Genomic DNA, 21,056 nt, shown 5'->3' with positions numbered 1-21,056 from the left:
GGGATACTTTCATCAGGAGGCTAGTTTAAAATGGGGGACGGACATACATATCGAACAAGTCAGTTATCGGGCATTCTTGGTGTGACTAGAGACGCCTTGAGATATTATGAAGAACAAGGGATTGTAAATCCTAAGCAGAACGAAGTAAATCACTACAGGCAATATGATTATTATGATATCTATACGTTGATGGTGGCCGATTTTTATAAAAAACGAAATTTATCAATAAAGGAGGTAAAGAACTTACAAGCAGGAAGCCAGATCGTTGAACTAGAGGCTTTATTAGAGAATAAAGCCAACGAGCTAGAAGAGACCATTCGAACGAAACAATACATGCTGCAAAAAATAAAAGAAACGAAGCAATTTTGCGAGGAAGTTAAAAAACATCTAAATCAATATTCCATCAAAGCACTTCCATTCTATGAAGTAATCGGGGAAATATCTGATTTTCAATCATTCTCAGAATATTCAGTTCTATTGGAACAGATGGATACAGGGAAAGAAGATATGTTAAGTAAAATGATAAGAGCATTTACGTTTGACGAGACTGGATTTTTGGATACGAAGATGTACATTGTTGAAAAGCTTGATACGGATTTAAAAGAAAAAGACAGATGTTATTTGGAGCATTCGGAATGTATGTACACAATTGTTGAGGACGGCAGGTTTGCGAATGGAAGTGAGGACATTAAATATAACGCTTTTGAACATACGTTAGCATGGGGAAAGGAGCAGGGGCTTACACCGAAGGGGATCGCTTTTGCTGCTACTCGTCTTATTACTTACTTGGATAACAAAGAGCGTGTATTTATAGAAGTTTATATTCCAGTTGAAGAAACATAGGATAGGATGTTTGCCTAGATGTGTTGACCTGGGGGTTACACCATAGTTTATATTTTAAAGCCAATGGAGTGTGTGCACACATGATTCCGTTGGTTTTTTCATTTTAAAAATGACTCATAGGCGGGGATTATAATGGATCGAATGATAAAAAGATATATGTTATGGACTTATGTTGGATTCTATATTTTCCTTTTTCTAATAGGGCTGAGTATGTTTGTTTTAAAATCACAACCAGTAGCAGAAGTATTAAAAGTGCTATCAGCATGGACGGCTACTTTTGTATTCGTGGTCATGTTCCGCAACATCTATCCTCAAAGAAACCTACTAGACTTTATAAAAAATCAATTTTGCACAAGGATACGCCTATCTGCGATATTAGCTGTTATTTTGCTGCAATTTCTTATTTTAGTAGGAACGCTCTTCGTTATTCAGGCAGTGTGGAATGTGCCCATACACGAACAATTATCTACTTCATGGACAACACTGCTGCTCGTATTTGGGTACAACCTTATTCTTGGGCCATTAGGTGAAGAGTTAGGGTGGAGCGGATATGTATTAAATGAGCTGCAAAAAAGCTATTCCCCTTTAAAATCTGCTCTAATCGTTGGCGTGACTTGGGGATTTTGGCATGCGCCGTTATGGCTGATGTCAGGATATTCAGGAATGCAGTTGGTGCTGTATATACTCTTTTTTATGATGGCCATCATCTCAATACAAATCGTGATGACCGTATTTTATAACTTAAATCATAATCTCGTTATTCCTATTGTCATTCACCAGCTTTTTAATTATTTTATGGCCATTCAAACGGGAGATCAGTTACAGATCTTAATCGTTACGGCATTATTTTATTTTGTAGTGGCAGTGGGCATCGTATTCGTAACCCGATTATTTAAACCGCTAAAAAGTCATCTTAATCGTTAATTTTGACCACTTAAATCAAATGGGTTTCTACTGTATAGACCACCGAGTAGAGTAGTGTATGAAAAATACATGAGTAGAAAGGTGGTCCATAGTCCATATGAAAATAGCAATTAGCGTACTGATCGGCTTCATTGTTATTGCGGTAGTTGGATTTATCGTGCTGACTATTTTGAATAGACCCATATCGAAAGAAGAAGTCACTAAAAAAATTGAAGCCCATTTAACTGATGTCGTAGAACAAAGTGATTCTTTATCCAGTGCTTTACTGACCATTTCCTCTAAAGAAACAGGCTATTTTGAACAATTTGCAGTCGGTACTAAAAATCATTCCTCCGTTCAACCTGTTCACGTCGATAGTCAATATCACGCTGCGAGCATTGGTAAAACGATGTGTGCTGTCATCTTTGGCATGTTAGTTCAAGAAGGGAAAATAAGCTACGACGATAAAGTTACTTCTTGGCTAAATGCCGATGTTCTTAATGGCTTATTCGTAGTGGACGGGATAGACTATGCGAATCAAGTTACGATAAGACAATTGCTTAGCCATACATCTGGAGTGGGTGATTATTTTGAAGGTCCTGTAAACAGCGGAAAGCCTCTATTGCAATTGATATCATCTAACCCCAATCTTTCATTTACGCCAGAAAAGTTGATCGCATTTACGAGAGACAATCAAGAAGCTGTAGGTAAGCCAGGAGACCAATTCTACTATTCGGATACGGGCTATATTTTACTTGGGCTTATTCTGGAACAAACCGAGAAGCGACCTTATGCTGCTATTTTGGAAGAGAAAATATTTAAGCCACTGGGCATGGATCGTAGTTATTTATTGTTCTATCAGGATAAGCCAGCAGACATACTTGGATTTTATATAAATGGTGTTGATTTGAGTGATAAAGAAGCACTATCGGTTGATTGGGCAGGTGGCGGTGTTGTTACGACTATGGGTGATTTGCTAACGTTCATGATGGCTCTGGAGGACGGTACTTTACTATCTGACGAAGTGTATAAACAGATGACAGATTTCACCCAAGACTATGATAAAGGTATTTATTATGGAATGGGCATGATGTATTTTGACTTTAGTAAACTATCATTTTTGCTAGGTTCTATGTCCGATGTTTATGGTGGTGTTGGTGTTACAGGGTCATATGTATTCGTGGATAAGGAAAAGGAAACTTACTATATTGCTAACTTTGGATCAGATGATTATACGGAAAAAGGGATAGAAGAGCTTGTTAAAATAAGGATGATTTATGATAGGATGATAGTTGAATAAATAATTCGTACGTTGTCATTAGGAGACATACAATGGTTCAATTATTGTGTTCCAGTAAAGTCAGTGAGAAATTGACACAAGAGCTATCCAAATATCAGATTGAAGTCAATAAAGACAGTGACGTAGCCCTTGTTGAACAAGGATATGAGCTGCCAAGTGAAAAGATTTGTATTGTATTCGATGCTATTGAGTATATGGATGTCGTTAAGCTGTTGGTGTCTGGTATTCGAGAAGATATGCATATGATGCATCGATTTACAGGTTTGAGTGAAAATAAATTTGCCGTTATGGAACCACTGGATGTTCTATATGTGGAAGCGGGTCCGGATGGTATTATGGCCTATACCAAATCTAATAGGTACAGTATTAAAGAAACGCTGCAATACTATGAAAATATATGGGCAGTAAAAGGATTTATACGGATAAATAAGTCACAGCTCGTGAATTTGCTGCATGTAAAAGAAATTATCCCCTGGTTCAACTCCAGATATGTTCTAAGGATAGATAATGATATCGAACTAGAAGTATCGAAGATGTTCTCAAAAAAGCTTAGAAACACACTCAAATTATAGGAGCTCAATATATGGAGAATATCCATTTCATAAATGTAGTGAAGTCCTTTTTTCTTGGTCTGTTTATCGGTGTCATTTTGCAGTTTACCGGGCACTCAGATGTGTCACAATCGAATGCAATATTGGTGGTGTTAGCTAGCGGAAGCATCGGTTTTATCGTTGGCTTACTAACAGAATGGCTTACTTCGATATTGCCTATAAGTATGGCAAAAGCTCGAACCTATTTCTTTATCAATAACCTGATTGCCTTAGTAGTCACCACATTGATAATGGCTTGCTCCATGATGATTACGGATGTGAGCTTGGAGAAAGCAAAGGAGTTGTTCTGGATACTATGGATCGTACTAAGCATAATATGTGCCGCGAATCTATTTGATTATTTTATGTATCGGAGAGCCCAGCATAAACTGAAAACATTTAAGGCATTGATGAAAGACAAATAAGATGATAGTGAGCTAAACCTAGTATCAATCCATTATGACAACCGAGCACGAATGGGAGTACTCGGTTGTCTCTTACCTTATTTCTTTTTAGATACTAATCTCCGCATAAGTACTTCCAAGGGTCCAGCTATATTCCTCTTTTCCAATATTGTAGCTAACACAACAGAAAGAATCCAAATCCCTGCTGCAATGATTGCAGCAATACCGTTTCCTACCTGACCTCCTAAATTAAGCGCCACTGGCGATAAGAAGAGAACAAGTAATGCTTCATTCCAAACATAAAAGGTTAAGGAACGCTTGCCTAAAGCCATTAAAGAAGAGGTAAGGCGCCCAGGCTCTTTTAATTTAGCCCCAATGATGCCAAATAGCACAGCATACGCTAATCCTCCAGCGATTCCGGTAATGATTTGTAATCCGTTTATGAGACCAGCTGTGAAATAACTAGGGCTCCATAGATTGCCTATTAAAGATAAAGGGAGCGCTCCCAATAAAGAGACGATAAATCCTGTAATCATAATGCGACGCATGCTTTTTAAATGCTGCTCAGGCTTCGTTAATAGCTCATATCTGGCAATCCACATGCCGAGCAGAATGGAAGGGATAACGGGGAGCATGGCATGAATGAAAATAGGGATTATAGGGACTGTAGTCAGCCTTATTAAAGCGGTACTAAGATAGGTGTCTGTTGCTGAAACCTCTGGAGTGAAACCATAGCTGCCAACGCTGTGCACGATGAAACCCCAAAATAAAGGGATAATAAGGACGTACAATACAGTGATCAGTATAAAGGTTCGTAACAATGTTTTATTTGAACGTGTTAATACCCAACTGACTAGTAGACCGGCAACACCGTAAGCCATAAGGATATCTTGGCCCACAATGATGACGGCTAGAACGATTCCAAATGCGATCAAATACCACGATCGACGTCGTATCGTCTTTACGACTTTTTTCTCACTGATTCCTTTAGAGAGCTGACTTTTAAATGCAAGAACTAAACCATACCCAAATAAGACGGCAAACATGGCTCTTGCTCGGTTATCAATCATGAACTGGCCAAACAAGTTTACGACCTGATCCAAGAAGGTAATACCTTCTACCCTGTGCATGATTCCAGGCTCAGAGGCGTATAAGTAGAGCGGGGCATGTGCGAGTGCAATTAATAGCAGCATTGTGCCTCTTGCCAGATCCAGTGAAACGGCACGTTTTTCCTCTTTAGTTGTGCTCTTGCTTAATGGAACAGACATACTCATCATCTCCCTTGTGTTTAGCAAATACGTCTAATATGAGCAAAACGCTACGCAAATGCTAAGCACTAAATGTAAAATGTAATCCTCAGCGCTAGTTATTGATCGTTTATTTAAAAAATTGATTGAATGCTCAGTTTTATTTTAGTGTTCGTTTAGTGGTTTGTCAATGAGGTATGGAGGCGGATGAATACGAATTAGAAAAAATAGAAAAAGCCACTCCGTTATTGGAGCGGCTGTGCTTTATTGATATACGAGTAAAAAGAGATGGAACGATCTCTATCCGCTTTTATTTCTTTACCAAATCGAAACGCGATTTTCTGGTGCTACATACATGCCATCCCCAGGCTTAATACCATACGTATCATAGAACTCCTGGAAGTTAGAAATCGTGCGGTTTACCCGAATTTTATTAGCTGAATGTGTATCGTTTTTGCTCAGGTATGCTGTAATTTCCTTTGTCATTGTGGATTTCCACATTTCCGCATTGCTCTCGAAAAATGCTTTATAATCTGGCTTGCTCATTTCGGATACAACTTGCAGAGCAGCAGCCATCCCACCTAGATCGGCGACATTTTCACTTAGTGTAAGCAGACCGTCATTCAACACACCCGGAACGATTTCAATTCCGTTGTAGAACGCGATCAATTCTTGGTTTTTCTCTTTAAATCGTTTAAAGTCCTCGTCTGTCCACCAGTTCTTTGCATTTCCGTTCTCGTCATATGCCGATCCTTTGTTATCAAAAGCATGGCTAATTTCATGACCAATAATCATCCCGATAGCACCAAGATTCGCTTCAGGCTTAGCTTTAGCGTCATAGAATGGTGCTTGGAGAATACCAGCAGGGAACGTAATTTCGTTATTGAGCGGGTTGTAGAACGCATTTACGGTATACACGCTTGTTAACCATTGGGATCGATCAACGGGTTTGCCCAACATGGCTTTTTGGTTATCGATATAGGCTTTCGTTACTGCAAATGAATTAGTGAACAGTGAACCGCCTTCTGCATACGGCTTAATATCTACTTTATCTAGTGTCGTATCCCATTTATCTGGGTACCCGATCTTAACGATCATCGTATCGAGTTTCTTAATCGCCTTTTCTTTCGTTGTTTCTGACATCCAATCCAGCGCTTTGATTCGCTTCTCATACGTAGCGATTAATTTGTCCACCATTTGCTCAACATCTTTTTTGGCTTCCGGTGAAAAATGCTGCTCGACGAACATTTGCTCCAAGTAACCACTCATTGTGGACTGCGTCGTGGATACAGCAATTTCTTTGTCTGTCTTTTCCCCTGAGACGCCATATAGTGCTGCAGCGAATTCATTGGCTGCGTCTCTGAAACCATCAGTCAACAGACCACCTGTAGCTGTGAGCAATTGTAGTTTGGAGTAAGTTTTAAGCACATCAAGATTATTTTGAGTCAACAATTCCGCACTTTTTTGTGCCAGTTTCACATCGAATACGATTACTTTATCAGCACTTTCGACTTTCATCGATTTCAAAGCCTGTTTTATATCGATTTCTTTATGCATGTCATCGAATTTTTCGATTGTATATGGATTATAGTATTTATTTACGTCACCTTGTTCATGAGGATCGAGTGAAACGGAAGCCAAGCTTTTCTCCATCTCATAAACTTTCTCGGCGCTGGCTTTTGCAGCAGCTTCCTTCTCGCCTGCCAGCATGAGAAGTTTAGTCATATATTGAATATAAGCTTTTTTTGCTTTCGCATCTTCCGTTACGAAGCTATTTTTGTCCAGACCCGCGGATAAACCAGTGTAGTACAAAGCGTTTTCACTACTGTTCTTGGCATCTCCCATAATGGCGAAGCGGAACAGCGTGCTCAGACCTAATTCTTTCTCCAAAGCAAGATCAGCTTGAACAAGCTGGTCAAACGTTTTAGCTTCGTCTATTGCCTTTATGTATTTTTCAATGGGCTGAATGCCTTGTTTATTTCTATTTTCACTATCTAATGCGGTTTTATGAAAATCAGCGAGCTTCTGTTCCTTTGTTCCTTTTGCATGTGTTTTGTTAGATAGATCCTCTATTATTTTTGCTATCTTATCGTCGTTCTGCTTTTGCAGCTCAGAGAATCCGCCGCCCATAATTTCTCCTGCTGCAATTGTCGACTTATTTAACCATTGTTTGTTGATTGTTTCATAGAAATCATCAGGTAGATGGGAGCCTTCGAGCGCCCATACTCTGGCGATAACTGCTTGGAATTCAGCAAGTGAAATCGGATCGTTTGCGCCTAATGTCCCGTCAGGTTTCCCCGTTAGAACGCCTGCTTTAGCCAATTTATCGATATCCTTTTTAGCCCAAGCCGGTACATCTGTAAACTCAACACCAAATGTTCCAGTACGCAAATCATTTCCTACAGGCTTCGGTAATTCACCGAATGCTCTGCTCAGCATAACTAAAGCTTCAACCTTCTTGACTGGCTGATTTTCTTTTAAATCACCATTTCCATTGCCTTTGATAATGGCTTCCTTATTCATTCCTGATTGGTAAGCGTCAGCAGTTGTCAACAAGTTGTTGACGATATCTCCTCTTGTTGCTGGCTTCGGTGCTTTATCCGCATACACGGATATGTTGAATGATAGGACCATTGGAATAGCTAAGAGTAAGGATACAATTTTCTTTTTCATCGTCAGGCTCCTCCAAGGTGAAATTTAAGTATAAATAAAGACGAATAAAGAGGAATTTTTCCCATTTATCTCCTTTAATTATAACGGATATTGGTTATTTTGGAAATGTTGTAAGTCTGCTGTTTAGGTGGGATTTTCATGAACGAATTGCATGGTAACGAGTGACTCACCCTAGCGGTTGCCATTGCCGCTATTTTAACGAAATCGCGCGTAGAAAAATTGTAACGGTCGTAGGAGCGCTTAATGTATTAAAAATAGTGAATTTCGCCGCTATATTTGGTAAATAAGCTCTCTGGCATCCTTTACGATTTGAAATGGGCGATAATTAGCAGAATAGGCTCTGTGACAACCGTAAAAAACAGTTTTTGCAATTGACTTGCCGCAGAAGCCGCTCGCTGTATAGCTACATAAATACATACTGAAGCAAGTGCCATTACAGTGAGAAAATTTACTTGCCATAAGGCTCTCGCTCATTCGAAAGTGAAGCTTTAGTATATGCCATATACGCAAAGTTACTACTTTTACTCTTCATGTTGAATAAGCTACGGTGTGAGATCAGAGCTAGCTACTTAGTGCCTCTTATTGTGCATGCTGCGCCTTACTCTGGATAGATGACGGAGGACGTATTTTTCAGAAAAAAATGAGTTCAAAATACCCTATAGATAGATATTTTCGCATCTATTCTATAGGGTACATCTGTGATCAAGCTATTTATTTCTACCAGATCGAAACTCGATCTCCTGGTGCTACATACATCCCGTCCCCAGGCTTAATTCCATACGTATCATAGAATTCCTGGAAGTTGACAATCGTTCGGTTTGTACGGATTTTACTGTCTGATTGGCTAACCGCTGTGCTTGAAAATATTGCATACTCTTTTGTGGTCGTAAATCTCCACATTTTTGCATTGCTTTCGAAATACGCTTTATAATCTGGATTGCTCATTTCGGATACCACTTGCAGGGAAGCGGCCATCCCACCTAAATCAGCGATATTCTCGCCTAGTGTAAGTTGGCCGTCATTCAACACACCTGGAATAATCTCTACCCCATTATAGAACTCAATTAGTGCCTGGTTTTTCTCTTTGAATTTCTTAAAGTCTTCATCTGTCCACCAGTTTTTCGCATTCCCGTGTTCGTCGAATGCTGCCCCATTGTTATCAAATGCATGGCTAATTTCATGGCCAATGACCATGCCAATTGCCCCTAAGTTTGCTTCAGGTTTCGCTTTCGTGTCATAGAAAGGTGCTTGAAGAATACCAGCAGGGAATATAATTTCATTATTAAACGGATCAAAGTACGCATTCACGGCATAAGCAGGGACCGACCATTCTGTTCGATCAACGGGTTTCCCTAGCTTGGCTTTCATGCTATCAACGTTTGCTTTATTTACTGCATAGGTATTAGAGAACAGCGAACCACCTTTTTCATAGTTCTTAATCGTTACTTTGTTTAAGGTCGTATCCCATTTATCCGGATATCCGATCTTAACTATCATTGTATCGAGTTTTTTAATTGCCTTCGCTTTTGTTGGTTCAGACATCCAATCGAGCGTTTTGATTCGTTTCTCGTACGTATCGATTAATTTATCTACCATTTGTTCAACATCTTTTTTCGCTTCTGATGAAAAATGTTTTTCAACATACGTTTGCTCTATGAATCCTCTCATCGTTGATCTCGTCAAGGTTATAGCATTTTCCCTGTCTGTTTTTTTGCCTACAATTCCATATAGTACTGCATTAAACTCATTTGTAGCGTCATCAAACGGTTTAGATAATAAGTGGGCTGTTGTCGCAAGCAGTCGTACTTTGGAGTAAGCCTTGAGTACATCTAGGTTCGCTTCGGTCATCCATTCTGCACCTTTTTGTGCCCGCTTTACATCGGAGGAGATTACTTTTTCGACACTGTCCAATTTCAATGATTTCAAAACCTGCTTCATATCGATTTCTTTATGAAGGTCATCAAATTGTTCAATTGTAAGTGGATTATAATAGTGGTCTACGTTCCCCATTTCGTGAAGATCAAGTGATACTGCAGCTAGACTTTTTTCCATAGTATAGACCTTCTCTGCACGAGCTTTGGCTGCAGCTCTTTCCTCACCAGTGAGAATAAGCAGTTTAGTCATATATTGAATATATGCCGCTTTTGTTTTCACATTTTCTGTTACAAAGCTAGTTTTGTCCAATCCCATAGTTAGACCAATGTGATACAAGGCGTTCTTCGTGCTGTTCTTTGCATCTCCCATAACGGTGAAGCTGAACAACAGGCTGAGACCTATCTCGTTCTCCATAGCAAGATCGGCTAGTACAAGCTTATCGAGTGTTTTAGCTTCATCAATAGCTTTTAAATATTTTTGAATAGGCTGAACCCCTTGCTTATTTCTGCTTTCGGTATCTAACGCTGACGCATAGAAGTCGATAAGTTTCTGTTCTTCTGTTCCTTCTGCAAATGTTTTGACAGCCAAATCATCAATGATTTTTACTATTTCATCCTTATTTTGTTGTCGCAGTTCAAAGAATACTTCATTCATTACCTCTCCTTCAGGGATAACGGATTTGTTTAACCATTGCTTATTGATGGTTTCATAAAAATCATCATTTACATGTGATCCTTTAAGCGCCCATACTCTGGTGATAATGGTTTGAAATTCAGCATTAGTTATAGGATCGTATGCACCTAATGAACCGTCGGGTTTAGCTGTCAGGATACCTGCTTTTATTAGCTTATCAATGTCTTTCTTAGCCCAAGGTGGTACATCGGTGAAAGCAACGTCGAAAGTCCTCGTGCGTAGATCGTTACCAACAGGCTCTGGTAATTCACCAAATGCTCTGCTCAACATGACTAGAGCTTCAACCTTCTTTACAGGCTCATTTTCTTTTAAATTTCCATCTTTATGACCTTTAATAATCGCTTCTTTATTAATTTTAGGATTGTAAGCGTCAGCTGCCGTTAGTAAGGAATTTACGATTTCCCCTCTTGTTGCTGGTGGCGGAGTCTTATCTGCATAAACAGATACGTTAAAGGATAGAGCCATTGTCATGGCTATAAATAGAGAGATGACCTTCTTTTTCATCCATAAACCCCCCAATAATAAATCTATGTATAAATGTAGATCAACAAATAAATCTCCAATCATACCCTTTCATCGTAATTGTAGTTTCTTTATATTGAAAATCATGGAAGATAAATATTCTTCTGCAGAAGAGTTTATTACTTCGTTATATAAAAACTCGGTCTTTATTGGTGCCGAATGTGGCTGAGCTGGACAAGGAAAAGCCACCCCATGAATAGGAGTGGCTTAGCGATATAGCATGGATGAAAAAATGTTCAGGATTATTCCTATATGATCTCCGTTTTACCAGATTGACACTCGATCCTCTGGAGCCACATACATGCCATCCCCAGGCTTAATTCCGTACGTATCGTAGAACTCTTTAAAGTTTACAACTGTACGGTTTACTCGAATTTTTTCATTGGAATGGGCGGCTGCTGTACTGAGATATGCTGCGACCTCTTTCGTTACCGTGTTTCTTGAGGTTATAGCATTGCTTTCAAAAAATGCTTTGTAATCAGGCTTGCTCATCTTCGATACAACTTGAAGGGCAACGGCCATTCCACCTAAATCCGCCACATTTTCACTTAGTGTCTGCTGACCATTGCTAACGGCACCTGGGACGACTTCGATTCCATTGTAGAATGAAATGACTTCCTTGCATTTCTCACGGAACTTTTTCAAATCTTCTTCTGTCCACCAGTTCTTCGCATTGCCATGCTCATCGAATGTTGCTCCCTCATCATCAAATGCATGGCTGATCTCATGACCGATTAACGTACCAATCCCTCCGAGATTTTGTTCAGGCTTGGCATTAACATCATAGAACGGGGCTTGGAGAATACCAGCTGGGAATGTCATATCATTGCTAAATACATTGTAGAAAGCATTTACCGTATAGACACTGGTCGTCCATTTTTGTTTATCGACTGGTTGTCCAACACTAGCTTTCTTCTCATCCATGTTCGCCTTAGTAGCTGCATAGTAGTTGGAAAACAGTGAGCCACCATCTTCGTATGTCTTGATCGTTACTTTATCTAAGGCTGTATCCCACTTGTCTGGATATCCAACTTTAACAGTTATCGCCTTCAACTTCTTAATGGCCTGCGCTTTTGTTGTTTCGGACATCCAATCCAGTGCGTTTATTCTTTTTTCATATACAGCAATCATTTTTTCTACCAATTGCTCAACATCCTGTTTCGCTTTCGGGGAGAAATGCTTCTCGGCAAACATCTGCTCCAAATATGGACCCATCGCAGCTGATGTTAGGTCTAGGGCAACTTCCTTATCGGCTTTCTGTTCAGATACGCCGTATATCATTGCATAAAAATCAAGGGTTACCTTCCTGATTTCATCTGATAGAAGCAGACTTGTTTCGTCTAGCAGTTTTGCTTTGGCATACGCCTTGAGTACATCAAGATTAGCTTCCGTCATGAATGCTGCGCCTTTTTGCGCCAACTTCTCATCCATAACAATGATTGTATCGGCATGGTTCAAATTCATGGATGTAAGCACTTGTTTCATATCGACTTGTTTGTATAAGTCATCAAATTTTTCAATGGTATACGGGTTGTAGATTTTATCGACATCACCTTGCTCATAGCGTTCAAGCGAGACGGCAGCCAAGCCCTTCTCCATTTCATGCACTTTCTCTGCACGAGCTTTGGCAGATGTTTCTTTCTCACCCGTCAACATGAGATATTTCGTTATCTGCTCGATGTATACTTTCTTCGCTCTCGCATCTTCAGTTAGAAAGCTACTTTTATCTAGCCCTATTTTTAACCCGAGGTAATACAGGTCATTTGTATTGCTATTTTTGATATCGCCAATAACATCAAATTTGAACAGTGTACTAAAGCCTAAAGCCTTATCAATAGCAAGGTCAGCCTGAACAAGCTCATCGATCGTGTTAGCCCCATCAATCGCCGTGACGTATTTTTTTATGGGTTCAATGCCTAGCTTATTTCGTTTTTCTTTATCTAGCGCCATGTTATAAAAGTCGGAGAGCTTACGCTCTTTTGTACCTGAAGCGAACTGCTTACCAGTGAGATCTTCCACAATGGTAGCTATTTTTTTATTATTCGAATGATGCAGATCGGAGTGTACGCCGCCCATCATTTCCCCTGAAGGAATGGTGGATTGATTTAGCCACTTCTTATTGACTGCTTCATAAAAATCATCGTTTAAGTGAGTACCTTTAAGCGCCCACACTCTGGCAATGATCGTTTGGAACTCTGCGCTAGTAATGGGGTCGTTTACGCCTAGTGTACCGTCAGATTTGGCTGTCAGTACGCCTGCTTTTGCGAGTTTATCGATATCTTTCTTAGCCCAAGCTGGTACATCAGTGAACGTTAAACCAAATGTCCCGATACGTAAATCATTCCCTATGGGCTTTGGCAGTTCACCAAATGCTCTACTCAACATGACTAAAGCTTCTACCTTTTTAATGGGATCGTTCTCATTGAGTTTTCCGTTTTTATAACCTTGAATGATAGCTTCTTTAGAAATACCCAGTTGGTAAGCATCTGCTGCCGTCAATAAAGAGTTAACAATATCCCCTCTTGTTGCTCGCGGTGCTGGCTTATCCGCATACACGGATGCGCTGAATGATAGGGCCATTGAGAGGGCCAATAGTATGGATACAATCTTCTTTTTCATCGTGGTGCTCCTTCATGGTAGATTTATTTGTATACACGCAGAATATAACAGGGATTTTATACCAATTATATTTTCAATATTATAGCCGAACTTATTTAGTTTGAAAATGATGGAATCTATTTATACACAAAGAGAGGAGTCGTTATGACTCCTCTCTTATGTGTAACTGTATATTTTAATTTTCACATATTGCCTAGATATACGGTAACACGATTACTTTAAATCGATTGGCTGCTGTTGGGTAACACAATGAATCATACCGCCATCTTTATAAAGCTCGCGGACATCAATGCCCACGACTTCACGATCGGGGTACAATTTTTGAATCCTATCATTCGCTACTTTGTCGTTAGGGTCGTTATAGTTCGGAACGATTACAACGGTATTCCCGATATAATAATTGATGTAAGAACCTTTGTATCCAAGATTCTTTCCACTATCTAGTTTGACGTTGTTCTTAGTAAGTGGCAATTTTACATACTGATACGACTTGTTGGATACGTTCTTAGCATTCATTAGGGTTTTAATATCCTTCTTAGTGACGCCCCAGTCTTCCAAATCGTCTTCGTTCATCGTTACAATCGTGGACTTGTCATGGAACTTCGCAAATCCATCAATATGGAAGTCGGTAATGTCCAGACCTGGCACTCCATCTAACCACACGAAATTCGTAGCGCCAAGATATTCTGTTATATATGACTCTATATCTGCTTCTGAGAATTTTGCATTTCGATTTTTGTTCGTAACAGCACTGCGTGTCGATAAGAAAGTACCGTTGCCATCTAGTTCAAATGCGCCACCTTCGAGTACGACTTCATTAAGGTCAATGTTCTCCATACCCAGCTGCTTGCTAAGCTTTTTTGAGATAGCGGCATCTTTTTTATACGGTGTTTTCTTACCCCAGCCATTAAAACCCCAGTCCATCATTTTCAGGTTGTTATCTTTATCGTATACAAAAATAGGTGCCGTATCTCTTGCCCATACATCGTCTGTAGGCACAATATAGAAGTCGATTTTGTCCATATTTACGCCCTCATCATACAGAAGATCATAAATATATTCCTTTTCGTATTTATCATAAGCAATAATATGAACATTCTCGCCTTCACTTAAGGCGCTGGTCATCTTGATCCAAATATCTTCAAGATTTTCTTTGTGACCTTTACCATAAGTGTAGTTATGAGGCCATTGCAGCCATGTTCCTTCATGTTTACTTCTCTCATCAGGCATCGTGTATTTGCCTACACTTTGTGCCTTCACGCCGTGACTCTCAGTAGGCGAGCTGTGGAAGCAGCCCACTAGGACTCCTGCTGTTACTAATACTCCTGAACACAATACCATCATCTTATTCATCTCATAATCTCCTTTACAGGCGGATTTCGTTCTCTTGGATGTAGAATAAGCTTTGACATAGTGTTAAGGTCAAGCCATTATTGCTGTGCCGTTTTTATGACAGGGAAAAAGACTTGTGTTATGTACTCTTCCGCAGGACAGTCATATTCAGGACCTTTCAAATACGTTTCATACGGGGGGCTAGCTAAGCGATATCCATTGCTTTCTATCCATTCTTCAAGTGCAATATGAGCATATCCGATATCGTCATAGCTTCCGATATGAAGCGTAGTGGCAACATTCGTTTCAGGCCATATTTTTATATGGCATTCTTTTGATGCATCTTCATATTTGCCATTGCTATGCACGATCGGAATAATCAATTCAATATCACTATGGTCAGGAATAAACTCTTCATCAAAAAATACAGTGGACGGAGTACTAAGTAACTTAAGCTGATGGTGTTCCGCTTTTTCGTATAAAGCATCTATGTACTTGTCCATATCCTTTATGTTTATCTGCAATCTTTGACGTAAGACACCAGTTTCTTGTCTCATACCGAGCCATATATCATAAGGTTTTCTTTCCTCTTGAATCCTATCCAAGTTCGTTTCCATTAACTCCTGCATTTCGCCAATGATCTGACGATAGCGATTCACTTCGTTGGATAACTCACTAATTTTCGACTGCACCAATTGAGGAAATAATGTTCGATCTGATGATTGGACAATCATTTTAATCTCTGGCAGGGAAAACTTATATTCTTTTAGCTTTTTGATTAATAATGCCGTTTCTAATTGGTCTTTCTCGTAATATCTGTACCCGTTCGCGGTATCTACATGAACCGGCTTTAAGAGCTCTTCTTTATCATAGTGTCGCAGCATACGTGCACTCATCTTGCAAAGCTGCGAAAATCTGCTGATTGTGTACATGTCTCTCTCATCCTTAATGTGTGAAATAACCTGATCATTTTTACGGAGTAGTCTGCTTGTTATAAATTCAGTATAAGCTTTATGCTGACTTTAGTTGTTTCACTTTCTTATGGTTTACGATCTGGCCGCGAATTATTGATTTATTGATTTTGTAAATGAAGCAAAGAAGTAATTTTCATCAATCGCAAATAGGAGCCATCTTGGCTCATGGGTGGGGATACGGGGATATGCGGTGGTGCTACTTTCGTGAAGTCTGTGTTGTAGAATATCGTTAGCTTTAACGGCTCTCTAACGGTTGCCACTAACGCTATTTTCCAAAAACATCGCATAATAATAGATTAACGGTCGTGGGAGAGCTTAATTTAGCAAAACTCACGAATTTCATTGCCTTGTCAGGCCAATAAGCTCTCTGGCATCCGTTACAATTCAAAATGAGCTATTACAAGCAGAATAGCATCTGTGAAGACCGTTAGTGCAACTGAACCTGCCGATAGTGTTGGCTAAGTACTGATTAGATTTACTGATTAGATTGATTAGATATAATGTAATTATTGGGTGTTAAAAATATTTCTGGGGCCGTGATAAGGATATGGTTAAAGCAGTGGATCAAGCCTCCTAAATCAGAATTTTTAATGATCTTAGGAGGATATAAAAATGATTTTTAAACCTTTGAATGTTGATAAGTGGAGCAGAAAGCCTTATTTCGAGCATTATTTCAATCATGTCAGATGTACGTTTAGTGTGACAGCTAACCTTGATATTAGCTACTTATATGCGGCGGTTAAAAATAAGGGAATCAAGCTGTATCCAGCACTTATTTATATGATAACGACTGTGGTAAATCGCCATCATGAATATCGCACATGTTTGGATTCAGAAGGGAAGTTAGGCTATTGGGATAGCATGTCTCCCAGCTTTACTGTATTTCACGATGACGATAAGACCTTTTCAACGATCTGGACGAGTTACTGTGAGGATTTCGGTGAGTTCTACAGAGGTTATCTGGAGGATTTAGAAAAGTACGGTGGAGCTAAGGGGTTACATGCCAAACCTAATGAGCCACCCTATACGTTCCCGATCTCCAGCATTCCGTGGGTTCATTTTACGGGCTTTAATCTGAATATCTATACGGAGGGGAGCTTTCTCCTGCCGATATTTACAATGGGGAAATACGATAGGCAAGGTCCACAAGTGTTGTTGCCTCTATCGGTACAACTCCACCACGCCGTGTGTGATGGTTACCATGCGGGCATTCTCTTCAATGAGCTGCAACGACTGGCAGATAATTGTGACGATTGGATGACGCCCAACTATAAACGATTAGAATAGGTTAGTAATTCAAACTAAAACGAGTAATAAGGCTGCCTAGGATGTGCAGCCTTATTACTGACTTTAATCGGGCTTTCCGGGCCTGTTTCCGAGCCGGAGTCCGAACATCAGACATCTATCTTATATATGCTGTGTCCCCACTTTACCGTAATCGCGATTGTGTTTGTAATAAACCGCCTCCAATACCGCGAACACTCCAACGACTATACCAACAAAGATGACCGCAGCCGTACCGATGGCTGTTAGGAAGGAACTACTCACCCCCAATAGAACGAGGCTTTTGGCGACCCAGAGGAAATCGATTACCGATAAAGTAAGCACGGCTTTAGGAGAAACGACTTTTCTGCTTGCTGTTATGAATGTAAAAGCTACAACAAGGAGCAGGTAAGCTCCCGCCCCCATCAGGGCTGCCTGATTATCAAGACCACTTAGTTTGCCAACGAATCCGGGAAATAGAAGAAGTAGCAGAGCAGTCCCGCCAGAAGAAACACCATTCACCACTAAAACTTTTCTAATCCAAGATTCTCCTATCAGTTGTCTTGCTGGGTTTTGTTGTTGTGTCATTTTAAACACTCTCCTTATTGGAATTGTGAACTTCATGAGCTCAATTTAGCCGAAAGAAGACTGCCATCACCATACAAAGTACTGCTTTAAGGTGCCAATTTCACTGAAATAAGCGAAAAATAACTGAAAATGCAGGGGGATATCCAGCATATTGCCATTGGCAGCATGACTGGTCATCATGATATAACGTAATAGGGCTCCCCACGATGGGCAGCCCTATCTATTTTCGCTCACAGCATAGTTTAGGTATAAATAATATTGTAGGTTGGTTTGATAACTCCGTTTTCATAACGTTTCATATCGATGAGCTCCAACTTTAAACGAGGTTTTACATCACCGAATAGCGGCACGCCTGATCCGACGATAATTGGATTTACCTTTAACACTAATTGATCAATCAGTTTTCGTTCAATGAGTGTACCCGCCAATTGCCCACCGCCGCAAAGCCACAGTTTCCCGGTCGTTTCCTTCTTCAGCTTCTCGATGTAATCACCTGCATCTCCTCTCACCAATTCAACTTCCGCGTTAGATTCAAACTGCATGGTGTTTGAAAAGATATAGTGCTTGATTCCATCATAACCAGGCTCCCCAGCATTTTTCCCGAATTGAAATCCAAACTGATAAGTGTTACCGCCCATTAACACAGCGTCATACTTTTGAATGTCTGATAAAAAATCTGGGACATGATCGCCATCAAATAAGAAAAGTGTACGATCGAACAGACCATCCTCCATAGGCTGATCTGTAATGAAATGATCGAGTGAAACTCCTACGTGGTAAACCAATAAAGCCATAAAAATCCCCCTGTTCTTAAGAAATATAAAAAGGCCATCTTGATTAGCAACATTTCCCAGTATAAACCATTGCATATAAAACGTCATTTCATCTAGATTCATAAACCTCCGTCTATGTCGAGAAAAATGGCGGTATAATAAATGTATAGTCGGTGCTCTGTTATGGATTGTGGTCGAGGCATCCATCTTGTTGAAAAGTTGTTGCCTGTAGTATAAGCAACGAGGAGATGTTACAATTGGCCATTGAATAGCACTTAATTAGATACACATAATTTAACGATAAAGTAGGAAATGATTAAATGACAAATAATAAAGAACAACGTTACCGCTTCAGTGAGGCACCAATTTGGGAGTTGCAGCGCACTTATTATGAAGAATTAGGATTGAAGGCTTGGAATAATGACCAAACTCCTCAATATATAACGAGTAATCCGATGATCGGAACTTCTTATGCAGAGATGATTTTTGGCTTTCTTCAAGATCGAGCTAGTAAGGGACATTCTTCTGAGCCCGTATTAATTGTAGAACTCGGGGCAGGAGCGGGACGACTTGCTTACCACGTGCTGGATCAGTTGTGTAAATTGAGGGATTACGCGGAAATTGCATTACCTCCGTTCCAGTATATTATGACGGATTTGGCGATGAACAACGTGTTAGCTTGGAGGGAGCATCCAGCTTTACAGTCGTTTATTACTGAAGGATTACTTGATTTTGCGCGATTTGATGCTCTTCAAGATACGGAGTTGAATCTCATAGTCAAGGACGAAACCATCGGTACAGGCGACTTGCAACAACCTTTAATTATCGTTGCCAATTACTTTTTCGATGGTATTCCACAAGAGTTGATTTATATTAGTGAGGGTCATATTTACGAAGCTGATGTGATTATTAATAGCCCTACACAAACTGATTCTCTTAAACCGGCCGAAGTAATAAATCAAATGTCTTTACGTTATGAACATCGACGGGCACCGGAGTATGAACAAGAAACTTTCCCTTACCGTGATATAATCGCGATTTACCAAGAACAATTAGACGATTCGCATATTTTATTTCCTATCGCAGGATTGATTTGTTTAGAGCGCTTGAATCAGTTATCACAGGCAGGATTCCTATTAATCACAGCAGATAAAGGCGACCATTTGCTTGATAATTGGAAATTTTCAGACCCACCAGAGTTGGTTTTACACGCGAGTTTTTCAGTAACTGCGAACTACCATGCGATTCAACATTTTTATGAACAACAAGGGGCCTTGTCGTTATTTCCCCCGCATCACTATAGAAATATAAATGTGGGTTGTATATTCCATTTGGATACACCGATGAGCTATGCTAATACTCGATTAGCGTATCGTCGATTTGTTGAACGATTTGGTCCGGACGATTTCTTTAGTATGAAAGAATGGGTTGATCGTAATATAGATAGCATGGAACTACAGCCTATAATAAGCTTCTGGCGTTTGGGTGGCTATGATGCGGAATTTTTCATACAAAGTGCGAGGCAGATTTCTAGTTTGCTGTCAGATGCAAATGATGAAGAGATGCAGGATTTGTTAAGAGGCATACAGCTTATGTGGTCCTCTTACTACGTAATGGAACAGCGATATGACTTAGCACTTGATGCAGGATTGATTCTGTTCGAAATGGGGCTTTACGAAGAATCCAAACGTTTCTTAGAATTATCGATCGATGCGGACGACGAAGAGATTGTATCCACTGTATATTATTGTCTAGCTATTTGTTGTTTCGAGTTAGGACTAGAGGAAGATGCGTTGGATTACACACGTAAGCTAGTAGAGCTTGAGCCTGATAATGAAGAGGCAATTGAATTGCTGCAAAGATTTGAGAATAGATAGTCTTAACATATATGGAAGAAACGTTGCATGCAATGGAGTAGTAGTGCTAGGACTTGCAGGGGGTAAGGATAGTGAAGCAATGGTCAAGGGAGATTGAAATTAATGCTCCCATCGAACATGTGTGGTCGTATCTAGATGGATCGTTAGAACAAATGCAAAAGATAATGCCACAAGTGGTGGAACATAAGCCAGTTACTATCACAGAAGAAGTTGTCGGCACTGTATACCGCCAGAAATACAAAGAAGGTAAACGGATTGAGGAATATGATGTCCATACGCTGGAGTATTCTAATCATCAAGACGATAAGAAATTAAAGATTCGCTTTACGTTGGCAAATTGCTTTGAGATTACAGCTCTATATGAATTGCACCGGGTAGATGAGCAGAAAACAAGGCTTACCTATACCGTAACGAATCAAGCATTGAAGTGGTTCATGAAGCTGTTCATGATATTTGCCTCCGACAAAGTAGTCGTACAATTTTTGGAGAATGTAAAAAAGACTGCTGAATCTGAGTATCTTGGCTAGCAATAACTAGAGGAATATTTTTGTAAATGGTAGAAAGAGGTCAACTTTTTTGA

Annotated in this window: 17 protein-coding genes; 8 read left to right on the top strand and 9 right to left on the bottom strand. The window is 39.9% G+C overall.

The window, feature by feature from the left end:
* Positions 1–30: 30 nt before the first annotated feature.
* From FPZ44_RS18590 to FPZ44_RS18570, 5 genes are all read left to right on the top strand, one after another.
* Positions 31–843: a MerR family transcriptional regulator gene (locus FPZ44_RS18590; protein WP_144992557.1), complete on the top strand. Its 813-nt coding sequence runs from the start codon at positions 31–33 to the stop codon at positions 841–843.
* 132 nt (positions 844–975) lie between these two features.
* On the top strand, positions 976–1,767 hold the full coding sequence (locus tag FPZ44_RS18585) for a CPBP family intramembrane glutamic endopeptidase (RefSeq protein WP_144992555.1): 792 nt from the start codon (positions 976–978) through the stop codon (positions 1,765–1,767).
* Positions 1,768–1,864: 97 nt separating this feature from the next.
* Positions 1,865–3,046, top strand: coding sequence for a serine hydrolase domain-containing protein (locus FPZ44_RS18580; protein WP_144992554.1), 1,182 nt, complete (start codon positions 1,865–1,867; stop codon positions 3,044–3,046).
* A gap of 32 nt (positions 3,047–3,078) precedes the next feature.
* Positions 3,079–3,618 (top strand): LytTR family DNA-binding domain-containing protein, encoded by a 540-nt coding sequence (locus FPZ44_RS18575; RefSeq protein WP_144992552.1) that lies wholly within the window; start codon positions 3,079–3,081, stop codon positions 3,616–3,618.
* A gap of 11 nt (positions 3,619–3,629) precedes the next feature.
* The gene (locus tag FPZ44_RS18570) at positions 3,630–4,061 is read left to right on the top strand and encodes a hypothetical protein (protein WP_144992550.1); all 432 of its coding nucleotides are present in this window, start codon (positions 3,630–3,632) and stop codon (positions 4,059–4,061) included.
* Positions 4,062–4,138: 77 nt separating this feature from the next.
* Here the strand turns inward: FPZ44_RS18570 and FPZ44_RS18565 are convergent, their stop codons facing one another.
* The 7 genes from FPZ44_RS18565 to FPZ44_RS26525 all read right to left on the bottom strand — a co-directional run bounded on the left by FPZ44_RS18565 (position 4,139) and on the right by FPZ44_RS26525 (position 16,235).
* A complete protein-coding gene (locus tag FPZ44_RS18565) occupies positions 4,139–5,308 on the bottom strand; it encodes a DUF418 domain-containing protein (protein ID WP_418789185.1) in 1,170 nt (389 codons plus the stop codon).
* Between the two features lie 297 nt (positions 5,309–5,605).
* Positions 5,606–7,960 (bottom strand): M13-type metalloendopeptidase, encoded by a 2,355-nt coding sequence (locus FPZ44_RS18560; protein ID WP_144992548.1) that lies wholly within the window; start codon positions 7,958–7,960, stop codon positions 5,606–5,608.
* A gap of 717 nt (positions 7,961–8,677) precedes the next feature.
* The gene (locus FPZ44_RS18555) at positions 8,678–11,032 is read right to left on the bottom strand and encodes a M13-type metalloendopeptidase (protein WP_144992546.1); all 2,355 of its coding nucleotides are present in this window, start codon (positions 11,030–11,032) and stop codon (positions 8,678–8,680) included.
* 282 nt (positions 11,033–11,314) lie between these two features.
* Complete coding sequence (locus FPZ44_RS18550; RefSeq protein ID WP_144992544.1) at positions 11,315–13,669, bottom strand: M13-type metalloendopeptidase; 2,355 nt, start codon at positions 13,667–13,669, stop codon at positions 11,315–11,317.
* 213 nt (positions 13,670–13,882) lie between these two features.
* Positions 13,883–14,899, bottom strand: a complete 1,017-nt coding sequence (locus FPZ44_RS18545; protein WP_418789189.1) for an agmatine deiminase family protein — start codon at positions 14,897–14,899, stop codon at positions 13,883–13,885.
* 200 nt (positions 14,900–15,099) lie between these two features.
* The gene (locus FPZ44_RS18540) at positions 15,100–15,933 is read right to left on the bottom strand and encodes a MerR family transcriptional regulator (protein WP_144992540.1); all 834 of its coding nucleotides are present in this window, start codon (positions 15,931–15,933) and stop codon (positions 15,100–15,102) included.
* A 140-nt stretch (positions 15,934–16,073) separates the two neighbouring features.
* A complete protein-coding gene (locus tag FPZ44_RS26525; RefSeq protein ID WP_186786136.1) occupies positions 16,074–16,235 on the bottom strand; it encodes a hypothetical protein in 162 nt (53 codons plus the stop codon).
* 352 nt (positions 16,236–16,587) lie between these two features.
* Here FPZ44_RS26525 and catA point away from each other — a divergent pair, with 352 nt between their 5' ends.
* Complete coding sequence (catA, locus tag FPZ44_RS18535; RefSeq protein ID WP_144992538.1) at positions 16,588–17,262, top strand: type A chloramphenicol O-acetyltransferase; 675 nt, start codon at positions 16,588–16,590, stop codon at positions 17,260–17,262.
* Between the two features lie 120 nt (positions 17,263–17,382).
* On the opposite strand, the gene FPZ44_RS18530 is transcribed toward catA, so the two are convergent.
* Positions 17,383–17,826: a hypothetical protein gene (locus tag FPZ44_RS18530; RefSeq protein ID WP_144992536.1), complete on the bottom strand. Its 444-nt coding sequence runs from the start codon at positions 17,824–17,826 to the stop codon at positions 17,383–17,385.
* A gap of 242 nt (positions 17,827–18,068) precedes the next feature.
* Complete coding sequence (locus tag FPZ44_RS18525) at positions 18,069–18,620, bottom strand: dihydrofolate reductase family protein (protein WP_144992535.1); 552 nt, start codon at positions 18,618–18,620, stop codon at positions 18,069–18,071.
* A gap of 299 nt (positions 18,621–18,919) precedes the next feature.
* On the opposite strand from FPZ44_RS18525, the gene FPZ44_RS18520 reads away from it, so the two are divergent.
* Together FPZ44_RS18520 and FPZ44_RS18515 are read left to right on the top strand one after the other, a co-directional pair.
* Positions 18,920–20,476, top strand: a complete 1,557-nt coding sequence (locus FPZ44_RS18520) for an SAM-dependent methyltransferase (protein ID WP_144992533.1) — start codon at positions 18,920–18,922, stop codon at positions 20,474–20,476.
* Positions 20,477–20,547: 71 nt separating this feature from the next.
* Positions 20,548–21,003: an SRPBCC family protein gene (locus FPZ44_RS18515; protein WP_144992531.1), complete on the top strand. Its 456-nt coding sequence runs from the start codon at positions 20,548–20,550 to the stop codon at positions 21,001–21,003.
* Positions 21,004–21,056 lie beyond the last annotated feature (53 nt).

Source organism: Paenibacillus agilis, assembly GCF_007786455.1.
GTDB classification, from domain to species: Bacteria; Bacillota; Bacilli; order Paenibacillales; family Paenibacillaceae; genus Paenibacillus_B; species Paenibacillus_B agilis.
The sequence above is the reverse complement of the archived record's forward strand: the minus strand, read 5'-3'. Positions and strand labels throughout refer to the sequence as shown.

Coding starts and splice junctions, on each gene's coding strand:
- FPZ44_RS18590 (WP_144992557.1), top strand. CDS start 31: ATGGGGGACGGACATACATATCGAACAAGTCAGTTATCGGGCATTCTT.
- FPZ44_RS18585 (WP_144992555.1), top strand. CDS start 976: ATGGATCGAATGATAAAAAGATATATGTTATGGACTTATGTTGGATTC.
- FPZ44_RS18580 (WP_144992554.1), top strand. CDS start 1,865: ATGAAAATAGCAATTAGCGTACTGATCGGCTTCATTGTTATTGCGGTA.
- FPZ44_RS18575 (WP_144992552.1), top strand. CDS start 3,079: ATGGTTCAATTATTGTGTTCCAGTAAAGTCAGTGAGAAATTGACACAA.
- FPZ44_RS18570 (WP_144992550.1), top strand. CDS start 3,630: ATGGAGAATATCCATTTCATAAATGTAGTGAAGTCCTTTTTTCTTGGT.
- FPZ44_RS18565 (WP_418789185.1), bottom strand. CDS start 5,308: ATGTCTGTTCCATTAAGCAAGAGCACAACTAAAGAGGAAAAACGTGCC.
- FPZ44_RS18560 (WP_144992548.1), bottom strand. CDS start 7,960: ATGAAAAAGAAAATTGTATCCTTACTCTTAGCTATTCCAATGGTCCTA.
- FPZ44_RS18555 (WP_144992546.1), bottom strand. CDS start 11,032: ATGAAAAAGAAGGTCATCTCTCTATTTATAGCCATGACAATGGCTCTA.
- FPZ44_RS18550 (WP_144992544.1), bottom strand. CDS start 13,669: ATGAAAAAGAAGATTGTATCCATACTATTGGCCCTCTCAATGGCCCTA.
- FPZ44_RS18545 (WP_418789189.1), bottom strand. CDS start 14,899: ATGCCTGATGAGAGAAGTAAACATGAAGGAACATGGCTGCAATGGCCT.
- FPZ44_RS18540 (WP_144992540.1), bottom strand. CDS start 15,933: ATGTACACAATCAGCAGATTTTCGCAGCTTTGCAAGATGAGTGCACGT.
- catA (WP_144992538.1), top strand. CDS start 16,588: ATGATTTTTAAACCTTTGAATGTTGATAAGTGGAGCAGAAAGCCTTAT.
- FPZ44_RS18530 (WP_144992536.1), bottom strand. CDS start 17,826: ATGACACAACAACAAAACCCAGCAAGACAACTGATAGGAGAATCTTGG.
- FPZ44_RS18525 (WP_144992535.1), bottom strand. CDS start 18,620: ATGGCTTTATTGGTTTACCACGTAGGAGTTTCACTCGATCATTTCATT.
- FPZ44_RS18520 (WP_144992533.1), top strand. CDS start 18,920: ATGACAAATAATAAAGAACAACGTTACCGCTTCAGTGAGGCACCAATT.